13 protein-coding genes and 1 pseudogene are annotated in these 13752 nt (G+C 60.6%); 4 read left to right on the forward strand and 10 right to left on the reverse strand.

From position 1 onward, the window contains the following. The first annotated feature begins 153 nt into the window (after nt 1–153). On the forward strand, nt 154–1134 hold the full coding sequence (gene ctlX, locus DFP86_RS04620) for a citrulline utilization hydrolase CtlX (RefSeq protein WP_133678844.1): 981 nt from the start codon (nt 154–156) through the stop codon (nt 1132–1134). A gap of 63 nt (nt 1135–1197) precedes the next feature. On the opposite strand, the gene potE is transcribed toward ctlX, so the two are convergent. Continuing rightward, complete coding sequence (gene potE, locus DFP86_RS04625; RefSeq protein WP_133678845.1) at nt 1198–2559, reverse strand: putrescine-ornithine antiporter; 1362 nt, start codon at nt 2557–2559, stop codon at nt 1198–1200. Nucleotides 2560–3377: 818 nt separating this feature from the next. Between potE and DFP86_RS04630 the strand changes: the two genes are divergently transcribed. Continuing rightward, nucleotides 3378–4298, forward strand: a complete 921-nt coding sequence (locus DFP86_RS04630; protein WP_133678846.1) for a cation diffusion facilitator family transporter — start codon at nt 3378–3380, stop codon at nt 4296–4298. Nucleotides 4299–4349: 51 nt separating this feature from the next. Here DFP86_RS04630 and DFP86_RS04635 read toward each other — a convergent pair whose 3' ends face one another. Next, nucleotides 4350–5480 carry a hypothetical protein gene (locus tag DFP86_RS04635; RefSeq protein WP_133678847.1) on the reverse strand — a complete coding sequence of 377 codons (1131 nt, stop codon included), beginning with the start codon at nt 5478–5480 and terminating at the stop codon, nt 4350–4352. Between the two features lie 19 nt (nt 5481–5499). Continuing rightward, complete coding sequence (locus tag DFP86_RS04640) at nt 5500–6624, reverse strand: hypothetical protein (RefSeq protein ID WP_133678848.1); 1125 nt, start codon at nt 6622–6624, stop codon at nt 5500–5502. 154 nt (nt 6625–6778) lie between these two features. On the opposite strand from DFP86_RS04640, the gene DFP86_RS04645 reads away from it, so the two are divergent. After that, nucleotides 6779–7414: a hypothetical protein gene (locus DFP86_RS04645; protein WP_133678849.1), complete on the forward strand. Its 636-nt coding sequence runs from the start codon at nt 6779–6781 to the stop codon at nt 7412–7414. Between the two features lie 46 nt (nt 7415–7460). Then, nucleotides 7461–8390 (forward strand): 23S rRNA (adenine(1618)-N(6))-methyltransferase RlmF, encoded by a 930-nt coding sequence (gene rlmF / locus DFP86_RS04650; RefSeq protein WP_133678850.1) that lies wholly within the window; start codon nt 7461–7463, stop codon nt 8388–8390. Here the strand turns inward: rlmF and DFP86_RS04655 are convergent. The 7 genes and pseudogenes from DFP86_RS04655 to cydP form a co-directional block, all read right to left on the reverse strand. Then, nucleotides 8387–9034: a Clp protease ClpP gene (locus tag DFP86_RS04655; RefSeq protein WP_133678851.1), complete on the reverse strand. Its 648-nt coding sequence runs from the start codon at nt 9032–9034 to the stop codon at nt 8387–8389. The two genes, rlmF and DFP86_RS04655, sit on opposite strands and share 4 nt — an antisense overlap. Nucleotides 9035–9081: 47 nt before the next feature. Then, nucleotides 9082–9516, reverse strand: coding sequence for a CysS/YqeB C-terminal domain-containing protein (locus DFP86_RS19810; RefSeq protein ID WP_424991621.1), 435 nt, complete (start codon nt 9514–9516; stop codon nt 9082–9084). Further along, nucleotides 9502–10461, reverse strand: a pseudogene (gene cysS / locus DFP86_RS19540) (cysteine--tRNA ligase); the annotation flags it as partial. The pseudogene cysS and the gene DFP86_RS19810, both read right to left, overlap by 15 nt. Nucleotides 10462–10647: 186 nt before the next feature. Beyond that, nucleotides 10648–10761: a cytochrome bd-I oxidase subunit CydX gene (gene cydX, locus DFP86_RS04665; protein WP_133678852.1), complete on the reverse strand. Its 114-nt coding sequence runs from the start codon at nt 10759–10761 to the stop codon at nt 10648–10650. A gap of 12 nt (nt 10762–10773) precedes the next feature. Beyond that, nucleotides 10774–11910, reverse strand: a complete 1137-nt coding sequence (gene cydB, locus DFP86_RS04670; protein ID WP_208108227.1) for a cytochrome d ubiquinol oxidase subunit II — start codon at nt 11908–11910, stop codon at nt 10774–10776. Next, nucleotides 11910–13487, reverse strand: coding sequence for a cytochrome ubiquinol oxidase subunit I (locus DFP86_RS04675; RefSeq protein ID WP_133678854.1), 1578 nt, complete (start codon nt 13485–13487; stop codon nt 11910–11912). The genes cydB and DFP86_RS04675 overlap by 1 nt, the downstream gene beginning before the upstream one ends. After that, the gene (gene cydP, locus DFP86_RS04680) at nt 13484–13666 is read right to left on the reverse strand and encodes a cytochrome oxidase putative small subunit CydP (RefSeq protein ID WP_133678855.1); all 183 of its coding nucleotides are present in this window, start codon (nt 13664–13666) and stop codon (nt 13484–13486) included. The genes DFP86_RS04675 and cydP overlap by 4 nt, the downstream gene beginning before the upstream one ends. Nucleotides 13667–13752 lie beyond the last annotated feature (86 nt).

Below are 13752 nucleotides of genomic sequence, written 5' to 3' on the forward strand. Positions count from 1 at the left end.
GGTTTTAAAGGTTTACAGCGGAATCTGCTGTAACACGAACGAATATAACAGAAAACGCTGTCAGCCAACATTGATTACAGCCGGAATTGTTGGGCGAATGCTCGCACAATGAGGCCCTTTCTCACCCGCCTGATTTCATTACGAGGTCATGTCATGCAAACCACGAAGCACATCCTGATGGTCCGTCCGACGCACTTCACCAGCAACCCGGACACCGCAGGCAGCAACACTTTTCAGCATTCCGATATGACGCCTGAACAGGCGCAGGAGGCTGCGGTCAAGGAATTCGACGAATACGTCGCTTTGCTGCGCGAAGCCGGCGTCGACGTCATGGTGATTCAGGATCGCCAAGTTCCGCACACGCCGGATTCGATCTTCCCGAATAACTGGATTACCACCCACGACGACGGCACGGTGATTCTGTATCCGATGGAAGCGCTCAATCGCCGGCTGGAGCGTCGCCGCGACATTCTGGAGTGCATCGGTGAGCGTTTCGACATTTCCTCGTTGATGGACTTCAGCTCCTACGAGTCGAAGGAATACTTCCTGGAAGGCACCGGCTCGATGGTGCTGGATCGCGACAATCAGATCGCTTATGTCTGCCGCTCGTCGCGCAGCCATGAAATGGTCGAAGGCGCCTTCGCCAAGGTGATGGGTTATAGCACCGTGTGGTTCACCGCGGTCGACAAGCACAACATGCCGATCTACCACACCAACGTGATGATGCACGTCGGCGACAAGATGGCCGTGGTCTGCCTGGAGTCGATCCTCAGCCCGTACGAACGCAAGGCCGTGGTGCAGTCGCTGGAAAAGAGCGGCAAGGAAATCGTCGATATCACGCTGGATCAGGTCGAGCACTTCGCCGGCAACTGTATCGAACTGAAAGGCCACAAGGATCAACCGATCCTGGCGCTGTCGCGTCAGGCCTGGGGTTCGTTGAGCAAGAGCCAGCAAGAGCAGATTCTGAAGTATGTCACCCCGGTACAAGCGCCGGTCGAAACCATCGAGCGTCTCGGTGGCGGCGGTGCCCGCTGCATGGTGGCGGAGATCCATCTGCCGCTGCGCACGCCGAGCCAGGCGATCGTGTTGCCGGAAGAGCATACCCGTCAGGACGACTCGCCGTACCTGGCCTGATCCGCGCGGACAGGGAGAGAAAACAGCAACCGCCGGCACGGGAAACCGTGCCGGCGGTTTGCTTTATGGCATATCGCTTAGTGGGCGGCGTCGGTCACCGGCGTCGGTCACCGGCGACGGGAACCGGTCGGCGCGCAGACCGTACAAGATATAACCCGCCAACATCACGATCGCACCCCAGAACACCGCATCGGTGCCAGAGGCGTAAATGCCGTACAGGCTATAAATCAACGCGACCATCACGATGATCATGTTGCGGACATAAGTGGCTTGGGCCACGCCATGCTTCTTCATGATGGCCGACAAGGCGGTCAGCGACAGGATGTAGGGCACGACGTTGGTGAACACCGCCAGATTGACCAGGGTGTTGAATTGCTGATTCAGACTAGGCGAAATGGTCATCAGCGAAATCAGCGTTTGGGCGACGGTAACGATCACCATGCCCTTGACCGGCGCATCCTTGCTGTTCACCGCACTGAATACCTTGGCGAACATGCCGTGATCGGCTGCGGCCTTGGAGACTTGGGCGATGGTGAATTGCCAGCCCAACAGCGAACCGGTGCAGGCGACGACCGCCAACAGGCTGACCAGGCTACCGAGTGCCGGCGAGAACAGCATGCTAAAGGCCAGTCCGAACGGTGCCGACGAGTTGGCCAGTTCATGGTTGGGCACGATGCCTTGCATGGCGGCGGTCGACAGAATGTAGATGACCGCGGCAATGCCGGTGCCGGCCATGACGGCGATCGGCACATTCTTCTTGGGGTTCTCTACCGCGTCGGAATTGGCGCAGGCCGATTCCATGCCGAGGAATGCCCACAAGGTGAGCGCGATACTGGAGGAGATCGCTTCGCCGAACGGCTTGTGCTGCACGTTCCAGGCGCTGGCGAACAGATGCGGGTCAAACCAGAACCAACCAAAGAATGCCAGGGTCGCCACCGGGATGATCACCCCCCACACCGTCACGCCGCTGATACGGCCGGTAATGCGCGCACCGCGGAAGTTGGCGATGGCGGTCAGCCACAACAGGGCGATGACGCCGATGCAGGTGTTGACCGGCGCAGCCGACAGCCAGGGCACGAAGGGCGACAGGTAGCCGATGGCGGTGATGGCGATCGCCACGTTGGCAATGGCCAGCGACAGGTAGTAGGTGTACGAGGCCATGAAGAAGGACGACTTGCCGTGTGCTTCTTCGGCGTAGGCCGACATGCCGCCCGAGCGGGAAACGAAGAATCCACACTGGGCGAAGGAGTAGGCCAGGGCCATCGAACCCAGCGCGGTGACGAGCCAGGACAGGAGCGAGATGGTGCCGACTTTGGCCAGGCTTGCGGGCAACATGATGATGCCCGAGCCCATCATATTGACGGCCACGATGATGGTCAGGCCGACCACCCCCATTTTGGTGCTTTTGGCAGAACTGGATGACATTGTAGATCCCGAATCAGTATTTAAAAAATTTGCGAGTACTTTGCAGCGTGCGCCACAAGGCGCGGGTATGACGAAGGTGGTGTGCCAATCGACGTCTCTCCATGGCGGGTTGAAAAAGCCGAGGCCTATCAATGACGTTGTCATTACGTGGGCGCAAGGCATCCATAGCGGCAGCCTGAGCTGCTGAAAAAAATCGAAATCCAGACAAACGCCGCGATAAAGGGCGGGCGCACGAATGGTGTGCCTGGCGGCACGCGTTTTGACCTGGTCGCGCCTGTGGCGCGAACCAGCAGAAATCACGTCATACAACCGAATCAGCGTGGGGTAGTCTGATGAGGCCGACAGCGGGATACGTATGCCGGGGGTTTATCCCGGGGATGACAAAACGATCGGACTCGCAGTAGGAGTCTAAAAAGGCGGCAGGGCCTGCGCGAAACAGGCGGTAAATCAATCGAATCTTTTATTCTATTTAATTGTTATATTCGAAAATGATTCTATAGTAATGGGCCGGCGGCAGGCAATGTAACGGGTTGATCCAAATCAACTCGGCACTGAGTTAGCCAATTTGGGTAATTGGTATGTTTTGCAAATTTCAATGCTATTGTCTTAATTTTTTTCGTGGCATCAGTATAGAAAATAAATCCAATTTATAGGCTGAATGAGATTTATTTTTGATTGTATTTGAGAATGATTGTCGATTTTGTGAAGAGAAAAATAATCATCCCATGATCGGTAGTCTAATATTTACAAGTATTTGTTTGCTGAATATCATGTAGTCCTAGTTTGTCATATTTATTTATATTTTTCGGTAAATTCCCATGGGACAAGATGTTCAGGCGCTTGCCGGCGTCGGCGAACTGTCGCGTCAGCAGGTCGCCTCGAAGAGCACGCTGGTCAGCGTGGCGACTAATATCGCGCTGACGGCGGGGCAAGTGATTGCCGGTTGGTTGTCAGACTCGCAGGGGCTGATTGCCGACGGCATTCATTCGCTGTCCGATCTGTTCGCCGATTTCGTAGTGTTGCTGGCCAACCGTCACAGCCAGAAAGAGGCCGACGACGACCATCATTACGGCCATCTGCGCTATGAGACTGCGGCGTCGCTGGTACTGGGGGTACTGCTGCTGGTGGTCGGCGTCGGCATGGTGATCAATGGCACGCGTAAGGCGCTCGACCCCAGCCTGATTGCGCAGGTGCACGGCATGGCGCTGTGGGTGGCGCTCAGCGCACTGGTCGCCAAGGAGTTGTTGTTCCGCTATATGCTGCGCGCGGCGCGTAAGGTCGGGTCTAGCATGCTGGAAGCCAATGCCTGGCATGCGCGCTCCGACGCGGCATCGTCGCTGGTTGTCGCTTTCGGCATCGGCGGCAATCTGTTGGGGTTTCATCTGCTCGACCCGCTGGCCGCGCTGGTGGTCGGTGTCATGGTCGGCAAGATGGGCTGGACGTTCTCCTGGAATGCGCTGCACGATCTGATGGACCGCGCCGCCAGCGACGAGCAGGTCGCCCGCCTGCACGAGTGCCTGCTGGCGACGCCGGGCGTGCTGGGTCTGCACGATCTGCGCACCCGCATGATGGGCGATCACATCGTGGTCGACGTGCACTTGGAAGTCGACGGTGAGCAAACTGTCCGCCAAGGGCACGCCATCACGGTGGAAGCGCGACGCCGTGTTGTGGCCGCGTTGCCGGTGCTGTATGTGACGACCCACCTGGATCCGGCCGGCGACGAACACGACGACGCGTAGGGTGGTTCGCGCAAGCAACGCACCACCCTCCCGCGGCACGGCGAATCCATCCTATGCCGCGATGTCCACCTGGCTGATCCGTCCTGCCTGGCCGTCCTCGGTCAGGTAGACCCCGCTTCTTTTCACTTCGCCTTGCTCGCGGTTGCCGCCGTCGCGCAGGCTGAACGGCGTCGCGACGCTGGGCAGCAGGATGGCGCCGATGTGCAGCGACGACAGCGTCGCCAATTGGGCATTGCCTTTGGCGTCGACACCGGTCCAGACCTTGAGGTCGGCATAGGCGGCGTCGCTGCTGTCGATGACCCCATCGTGATTGCTGTCCAGCTGTGCCAGGTCGCCGAAACCATTGCCGCTTTGCGGGCCGAACAGCTGGCTGCCGTCGCTGACCTTGCCATCGTGCCGCTTATCCCAGACCAGCCAGCCGCCGCCCGAGACAAAGGGTAGCGATACTTGGCTACCGTTATTTTGCAGATCGAAAGACACACTGGCGCCACTGAAGCGGCCATTGCCATCCGGCAGCGTAATCATCAACGGATCGACCGAACCGCTCGCGCCGACCTGGCGCGTGACGGTACTGGATGTCTGGTAGTCGCGCTGTAATCGGCTATCCAGCTGGAACGAAATAGTCTGCCCATCCGCCGTGGTGATGCTGCCGTTGGCACTGAAGTCCGTTTGTTCTTGTTCGCGGTATTGGCTGCTGGTCGTCTGGGTGCCGCTCTTGTCGGCCGCAGGCGCCGGTGTGCCGGCGGACGTGCTCGGCGCCGAGCTGCCGTCGTCCGGCACCAGTTTGCCGTTGTAGAGGGTGAAATGAATGCCGAGTACTTTTTCCAGGATTTGTTTGGCCAGGCTCAGTAGCGGCGGCAGATCCTGCTCGCTCAGCGGCTGAGCGGTGGCTGCCGGCTCGTTGGCGCTGACTGTGCGACCAGGCTTGGGCAGGTTGACGGCGCCGGTCTGCGATTCGGTTTGGCTGTGGCTGAGTGTCCGGGTGGCCGTATGCAGGGCGGCCTGCCCGGTGGCGCTATTCAGGTCGAGGGTGTCGGTAGCGGACTGCAGGTCGACCGTGTCGGTCTGCCGGTCGGTGGCCGCCGCGGTCGATGTCCTCGGCGTGAATTGTGTCCGGCTGCTTTGCTGTTGCCGAAGCAGATGGCTCGAACCCATGTCGAGCGTAAAAGAACGAATCTGCATACCACTACTCCATCGATCATTAGCCGGCGGCCGTCACCTGCTTGTTCTGAGCGGTTTGCGGTGTATCGCTGTCAGCCGAGGTTTGCGAACTTGGCGTGGCTGTGCCGTTCGCCTGGTGGCCGGCGCCATGCGCGTGACGGCCGTGCTTGCGATGCATGAGCGCGCTGACTTGCTGCTGTTGCGGCGTCTGCTTGTCGTCCGTCTTTTCCGGCGTCAGCTTCAGGGTGGCCAGTGCGCTGGTGATTGCCTGGCCGATGGTGGCCGCCGAGGTCGCAGCCGAATCGTCCGTCTTGGCCGCCTTGTCATCGCCCGTCGGATTGCTCTTCTGCAGATTCTGGCTATCGAAGTTGACGTTGGCGCCGCTAAACAGACCCGCTTGTTGACCAAGCTGCAGGCTTTGCGGCGCGGTGTTCTGACTGCTCGGGCCGAACACCCCCGACTGGCTGCTGGTAATCGACACACTGGCTTGCAGTTCGACTTGTAGCGAGAACTGGAAGGTCTGGCCGGATGCGGTGGTAAGTTTACCGCTGGCGCTGAATTGATAACTTTCGCTTTCCTGTACCGACACCAGGCTCTGGTAGCTACCCGAGGCGCCATGGGCGGCGGCATCCGATACCATGCCGTTCATGGCTGACTGATTTTGCGCCGACAGGTTGTTGAACAACGACATGGCGTCGTTCTCGACCGACTTGCCCATGGCGCCGAGCGCCGACAACAGGCTGTCCTGGTTGCCGCCGCTTTGGGCCGCGTGGCTGCCGTTGTCGCCCTGCAATGCCGACAGGATCGACGAAGTCAGTTGATCCAGCGGCGAGGAGGGGGCGTTTTGGCTGCCGCTGCTTTGGCCGGCTTTGTCCGCCGCGCTGGGATGCGAGGTGGCTGCCACGGTCGAAAGCGTCGTGCCGAGCACCTGCTGCAGAATGTTCTCCATCATGCCGAGCAGCGAGGCCATCTGGTCGTTCTGCCCGTTGGCTCGGCCCATGGTCAATGCGCCGGGGCTCAGACTCACTTGGTCGGCGGGGGTGTTCGGTTTGCCCGTCGAAGTCGAGCCGTCGAGCGCTTGTAGCTGGAATTGCGTTTGCGCCATCAGCGTTTCGCTGAAGCCATAAGCCGCATCGCTGCGCTGAGTCTGGTTGGAAATCTGCATGGCCGTACTCCGGGGGGACGTGACCTAAATATCGACCAGTCCGAGGCGAACTTGATGGTCCTTTTGGGCAGTAGGATACGATGGCCGATATGGAATTTGGTTGACAATGTCATGGAGTGTGCGTAAATGACGCGATTCCCCTCAGGAGACCGCCATGCTTGTTGCTTCCGCCGCCCAGGCTCAAAGCCTGTTACGCGATACCGCTCATTTCCAGTGGATCGTGCTGCCGATGTTTCTGCTGGTGCTGTATGTCTATAACGAGCAGATCGCCGAGCGACGTTGGAGCGTGGTTCTGGGCGGCGTGGCGTTTTGGCTCATGGATTGGGTCAACGAAATCTGGAATGGCCTGCTGGCCCATTTTTCCGGCTTCGCGCCGGTATGGGGTACACCCAATGGCTCGTCCTCGCTGGTGTTGTTGATCGGATTGAATATCGAAATCTCGCTGATGTTCGCGGTCATGGGCCTGATGGCGGTGCGCATGCTGCCGCCGCGGCGCGACTTGGTGTTTCTCGGCATCAACAACCGCCTCTGGCTTGCACTCGCCAATTCGGCTTTGTGCGTGATCGTAGAGTGCTGGTTGAACCATATCGGCGTGCTGACCTGGGAATGGCCCGCCTGGAATCTGCATGCGCCCTGGCTGATTTTCCTGGTCGGTTATCTGCCGTTCTTTCTGGTTGCCTACTGGGTACACGATATGCCGTCGATGGTACGCAAACTCAAAGTGGTGGCGGGCTTGGCCTCTGTTGTCGTGTTGTCGCTGCTGGTCTTCGGCAATCTAGGATGGATCTAGCCCCATTCTGTTAAAATGGCGCCCATTAAAGTCAAAGGATGCTTTCATGGGCGACAAATCCGCCGCAACCCTCCACCCGCGCAATCGCCATCAAGGGCGCTATGACCTGGATGCGCTGTGCGCGCTGCAGCCGGACTTGGCGCCGTTTGTCCATCCCAATCCAGTTGGCGAGGCAACGATCGATTTTGCCGATCCGCAGGCGGTGCGTTTGCTCAATGGCGCGCTATTGCGGCAGCAGTACGGTATTCAATTCTGGGATCTGCCGGAAGGCTATCTGTGCCCGCCGATTCCCGGCCGTGCCGACTATTTGCATTACCTGGCCGACCTGTTGGCCAGCGATCGCGGCGGCGAGATTCCACGCGGCGGTTCGGTGCGGGTGCTGGATGTGGGGGTCGGCGCCAACTGCATCTATCCGCTGATCGGGCACGCAGAGTACGGCTGGCGTTTCGTCGGCAGCGATATCGACCCGCTGGCGGTGCAGACCGCCCGCGTCATCGTTCAGGCCAATCGGCTCGACAAGCAAATCGAGCTGCGCCAGCAGCCCGTTGCCCAAGCCATCTTTCATCATGTGCTGCATGCCGACGAACACTTCGACCTGACGCTGTGCAATCCGCCGTTTCATTCCTCGGCGGACGAGGCCCGCGCCGGTTCCGCGCGCAAATGGCGCAATCTGGGGCGTGCGCGTCCCGGCCAGCCGGTGCTGAATTTCGGCGGCCAGAGCAACGAGTTGTGGTGCCCGGGCGGCGAAATGGCTTTTCTGCGGCGTATGGTCGACGAGAGCCGCGATATGGCCGAGCAGTGCGTCTGGTTCACGAGCCTGGTGTCGCGCGCCGAAACCATCACGGCCATGCGACCGTTCCTGAGCCAGGTCGGCGCTGTCGAGGTGCGCACCGTCGCCATGGCCCAGGGCCAGAAGCAAAGCCGTTTTCTCGCCTGGACCTTCCACTCGGCCGAGGCGCGCTCGGGCGGCGCCTAAGCCGTCGGCGCGGTCTTCTTCCTTTTCGGTTTGACCGCCGGCTCGCCCTTTTGCAGGTGTGCCAGCCGGCGGCGGATATCGTCCGTATCCATCCAGATATCCTCGCCGCGCAAAATACGGTCGACTTCCTCGTCGCTCAGGAACGGCCGGCACACATGACGCATCACCTTGCCGAACCACTTGCTGACGGCGCCTACCTGCGCCTTCTGCTCGTTGCCCTTGCCGATCAGCGCCGACGAGTAGTTGTGGAACATCAATTGGCAGGTGTCGTGCACGATCAGTTCGTCGCCGGCCAGAAAAATCATCGCGCCCATCGAGTAGGCGCGCGCCTCCAGCACGGTTAGCACGCGCGCATCGCTGGCGGCGATATTGTTGATGATCTGCAATCCGGTATCGAAATTACCGCCCGGCGTGTTCAGGTGCAGCAGGATCAGGTCGGTGTTGCTGGCGCTGCGCAGCGTATAGAGCAGGTCGGTGTAGTGAATCGGATCGCCGATCTCGCCGGATAAGTAGAACGAAATCTGCCGCGCCGTCGCTTGGCTTTCGTAGCGTTTGAACAGCGGCAGGCTTTCGATCTCCGGTTCGTCGTCGCGTGCGTCGGCCCGCACCGTCGCGGTATTCGGGGACTTCCCTATGGCAGTCATGTTGTTTTTCCTCCTGACTTCAGCATAGGCTGCCCGCGCGCAAGGGACTAGCCGATGGCCCGCACCTGAACCCCATCGGCACCATCCTCGACAGTGAAACCGCGTGTGGCGAGTTCGTTGCGCAAAGCGTCGGCCTCGGCCCACTGCTTGGCCTGCCGCGCCGCCTGGCGCGCGTCGACCAGCGCCTGAATGTCGGCCGGAATGGCTTGTCGGCAGGGGCGCCAATGTTCGAGCCCCAGTCCGAGTACGCGATCACAGTGGCGCAGCGTGGCTTTCTTGTCGGCATCGGCCAGGGGTTGCTTGACGAGGCCCCAAACCAGCGCCAAGGCGCGCGCGGTATTCAAGTCCTGATTGATTTCGCGCGTGAAGGCGTCGACGAAATCTTGATCGATTCGTCCACCGTCCGGCCAGGACGCATAGGCGGTGCGCAAGCGGGAGAGCGCCTGCGCCGCACCATCGAGCGCAGCCCAGCCGAAGGTCATTTGCTTGCGGTAGTGGGCGGCCAGACACAGATAACGATAGGCGAGCGGATCGTAGCCACGATCGATCAGGGTCCGCAGGCGTAGAAAGTCGCCGCTCGATTTCGACATCTTGGCATCGTCCAGCTGCAGGAAATAGCCGTGCATCCAGAAATTGGCCGCGCGCGTGCCGTGGCATGCCTAGCTTTGCGCAATCTCGTTACTGTGATGCACGGCGATGTGATCCTCGCCGCCGCAGTGGATGTCGAACCACGGCGACAGATATTTGGCCGACATGGCCGAGCACTCGATATGCCAGCCGGGGAAGCCGCGTCCCCAGGGGCTGTCCCATTCCATTTGCCGTTTCGCATCGCGCGGGCTGAATTTCCACAACGCAAAGTCGGTGGCATGGCGCTTCTGGCCTTGTTCGACGCGGATGCCGGCTTGTAGGCCGTCGCGGTCGAGCCGCGCCAGGTAGCCGTAGTCGTCCTGACGGCTGGTGTCGAAGTAGATGCCGTCGTCGGTGCGATAGGTGAAGTCCTTTGCCGCCAAGGCGGCGATGAAATCGATCTGCTCGGGAATGTGATCGGTGGCGCGGCACCACAGTGTCGGGGCCAGCATGCCCAAGGCATCCATATCGTCTTGGAAGGCACGGGTAAACCGTTCCGCCAGCGTCCAGGCCGAAGCGCCGCCTGCGCGCCGGCTGCCTTTTTCCATTTTGTCCTCGCCGTCGTCGCCATCGGATACCAAGTGGCCGACGTCGGTGATGTTGACGACATGCCGCACGGTATGTCCGTTGAATTCCAACACTCGCCGCAGTACGTCCTCGAACAGGTAGCTACGCAGATTGCCGATATGGGCGTAGTCGTAGACGGTGGGACCGCAGCAATACAGGCCGACATGCTCCGCGCGCAAGGGTTCGAAGAGGCGCAAGTCGCGTTGCCAGGTGTCGTACAGATAGAGCTGCATGGCTTTCTCCAAAAGAAAAAGCCGCCGGTTGAAGCAACGCGGCGGCCGTGGGCGAGCTGAACGTGTGCGCTAGGCGCGCGACGACCCCGGCCGTGCGGGACAACACGGCAGCAGGCGGGCGATCAGGTTCGGCTGGTTCGATTTCATATTATCGATACTATCGGCGGCGTGGCGGCGGGTCAACCGTCAGGCCACCTCGTCCTCGACATCGTCGTGGTGCAGATTCTCTTCAATGATCGCGTTGATCACCGCCAACGAAACGGCAAGCGGCAGGCCGAGCATCCAGGCGAAATACCACATGAAGGGCTCCTTTCAGTAAGCGGTTTTCGAGTTCTTGCGCACGGACTCGACCGTGACCGGGCCACGCATGACGCGGTAGCACCAACTGGTGTAGAGCACGATCAACGGTGTGAAGATCACGGCCACCCAGAACATGACCGACAGCGTCAGGTGGCTGGATGTGGCATCCCAAACGGTCAGGCTGGCATTGGGGTTGAGGCTCGACGGCAGCAGGAAGGGGAACATGCTGATGCCCGCCGTGCCGATGATGCCGGCTTGGGTGAAGCTGGAGGCGATGAAGGCCAAGCCGCCGCGGCCGGCCCGCGCCAGTCGGCTGCCGGCCAGCGCCGCAAGTACGCCGATAGTCGGCACCAGCCATAGCCATGGCCATTGATGGTAATTGGCCATCCAGGCACCGGGCTGGATCGCCACCACCTTGGCCAGCGGATTGGACTCGGCCGACGGCAGTGCGCCTGCCAGAATCCGGTAGCCGGGCAATTGGCTGGCCCATACCCCGGCGGCGACGAACAACAAGGCGGCGGCAAGCCCGGTCAACTCGGCGGCGCGCCGAGCGCGTTGGCGCGGGGCGCCTTCCGTCTTGATGATCAGGAAGGTGGCGCCTTGGAAGGTGATCATTGCGCTGGCGACCAGGCCGCACAATAAGGCGAACGGATTAAGCAGCGCCCAGAACGAGCCGGTGTAGCTGGCACGCAAGGTATCGTCGAAAGTGAACGGTACGCCTAGCAGCAGGTTGCCGAACGCCACGCCGAAGATGAGCGGCGGCACAAAGCCACTGAGGAACAGTGCGCCGTCCCAGGCCCGACGCCAGCCGGCGTAGGGGAGTTTGCTGCGATAGTCGAAGCCGACCGGGCGCAGGAACAGCGTCCATAGCACCGCCAGCATTGCCCAATAGAAGCCCGAGAAGGCGGTGGCGTAGATGAATGGCCAGGCGGCGAACATGGCGCCGCCGCCGGTGATGAACCACACTTGGTTGCCGTCCCAGTGCGGGCCGACCGTGTTGAGCAGTACGCGGCGCTCATCGTCGTCGCGGCCGACCCAGGGCAGTAGCGTGCCGACGCCCAGGTCGTGGCCGTCCATGATGGCGAAACCGATCAACAGCAAGCCGATCAACAGCCACCAGATGATGCGTAAGGTTGGGTAGTCCAGCATCAGCGTGCTCCCTCGGTGATGGTGCTGCGCGTCTGCGACTCATGATGGTAGCGGCCGGTGCCAAGGCTGGAGGGGCCGAGGCGGGCGTACTTGATCATCAGGAACAGCTCGACCACCAGCAAAACGGTATAGAACAGGACGAAACCCGCCAGCGAGCCGGCCACCGCGCCCACGCTGAGTTGCGAGGTCGAAAGATGGGTCGGCAGCAGGCCGTAGATGGTCCAGGGCTGGCGACCGTACTCGGCCACGAACCAGCCGAGTTCGCAGGCGAGCCACGGCATTGGAATCCAGCACAGCGCCCAGCGCAACAGCCACTTCTGCTGGGCGAAAGTGTTCTTTAGCGAGCAGAACAGCGCAGCGCTGAACAGTAGCAGGAAACTCATACCCAGCCCGACCATGGCGCGGAAACCCCAGAACAGCGGCGCCACGCGCGGGATCGTACTCCAGGCCGCCTGATCGATGATGGCCGGGGTGGCCTCGCGCACGTCGGCGACATATTTCTTCAGCAGCAGCCCGAAGCCAAGATTGGCCTCATGCTGCTCGAAGGCGGCGCGCAAAGCCGGGTCGTCCGGTGCTTTGCGCAGCGCTTCGAGCGCGATCACAGCCTCTTGGCCATCGACGATGCGCGCGCGGTTCTTGGCCACGATCTGGTTGATGCCGGGGATTTCTTTGGTGGTGGAGCGCGTGCCGATCAATCCCATCAGGTAGGGAATCTGCAGTTGGTAGTGGTTGGTGCGCGCCGTTTGGTCGGGCAGGGCGAACACGGTCAGGCCGGCCGGCGCCGGTTCTGTGTCCCAAATGGCTTCGATGGCGGCCATCTTGGTTTGCTGCGATTCGCTGACGGTGTAGCCGGATTCGTCGCCCAGCACGATCACCGACAAGGCGGCGGCGAAGCCGAAGGCGGCGGCGATGCGGAAGCTGCGGCGCGCAAAGGCGATGTCGCGCCCCCGCAGCAGATACCAACTTGAGATGCCCAGTACGAAACAGGCCGCGGTGACGTAGCCGGCGCTCACGGTATGGACGAACTTGGCCTGAGCGGTCGGGTTGAACACGATTTCCCAGAAGCTGGACAACTCCATGCGCATGGTGCGGTAGTTGAAGTGCGCGCCGACCGGATCCTGCATCCAGCCGTTGGCGATCAGAATCCACAGCGCCGACAGGTTGGAGCCGATGGCCATCAGCATGGTGACCATCAGGTGCTTGATGCGCGACAGTCGTTCCCAGCCGAAGAAGAACAGGCCGATGAAGGTCGACTCCAGGAAGAAGGCCATCATGCCTTCGATGGCCAGCGGTGCGCCGAAGATGTCGCCGACGTAGTGCGAGTAGTAGGCCCAGTTGGTACCGAACTGGAACTCCATGGTGATGCCGGTGGTGACGCCGAGCGCGAAGTTGATGCCGAAAAGCTTGCCCCAGAACCGGGTCATGTCATGGTAGATCTGCTGCTTGGTGATCACATAGACCGACTCCATGATCACCAGCATGATGCTCAGACCGAGGGTCAGGGGGACGAAAAGAAAGTGATACAGCGCCGTGACGGCGAACTGTAGGCGGGAAAGGTCGACCAGTGTTTCTGTCATGGATGCTCCTTCGAGCCGCCCGCGACGGACGCGGTCGCACTGGGCGACAGCAGTCGGTCGGCAACGGTTTGACTGGAGACCTCTTGTCGGTCGGAGAACCAGATCATTTTGATGATGAGAATCAATATGATCTTGATCGCCAGCACGGCAATGATTTCATGTCGGTAACGGCTCATCATGGCTTTTGTTGTTTAGTTTGGATTGTGCAGCACAGTTTGCATGATAGGGGGTGGGGGTATCGATGGGGATGCGACAAATCGTCGCA

The organism is Paludibacterium purpuratum (genome assembly GCF_004363805.1).
In the GTDB taxonomy this organism is placed as follows: domain Bacteria; phylum Pseudomonadota; class Gammaproteobacteria; order Burkholderiales; family Chromobacteriaceae; genus Paludibacterium; species Paludibacterium purpuratum.